This window comes from Stenotrophomonas sp. AS012628 (assembly GCF_010608305.1).
In the GTDB taxonomy this organism is placed as follows: Bacteria; Pseudomonadota; Gammaproteobacteria; order Xanthomonadales; family Xanthomonadaceae; genus Stenotrophomonas; species Stenotrophomonas geniculata.
The window spans coordinates 1-255 of record NZ_VMBJ01000178.1 but is presented as its reverse complement, the minus strand read 5'-3'; the positions used below and the strand labels follow the sequence as shown (position 1 = coordinate 255).

The following is a 255-nucleotide window of genomic DNA, read 5'->3' as shown; positions in this document are numbered from 1 at the left end:
CGCCATCACCGCGCTGGAAGACGTGTTCGGACTGCCGGCAGCCGGGACGTCCGCAGTCCAGCCGCCGAACTGGACCCCGCCCGACCGCACCCCGCGGGTCATTGCGACCCGCAGGCTCATCGAGGCGCCGTACCGTGATCTCGCGGCGGCACTGAGCGATGCAGATCTGGCGCAACTGCAGCCAGAGACAGGCATCCTCGCGGCGCTGGGCATGCGGCCGTCCGGCCTGCAGATGAACTACGCGCTGCTCAGCCG

The 255-nt window shown here is 70.6% G+C and carries 1 protein-coding gene; it reads left to right on the top strand.

Features of this window, described 5'->3' with window-relative positions; all coding sequences use genetic code 11:
• The coding region (locus G5A07_RS21505) for a hypothetical protein (RefSeq protein ID WP_223107808.1) at positions 1–255 on the top strand (255 nt) is incomplete at both ends.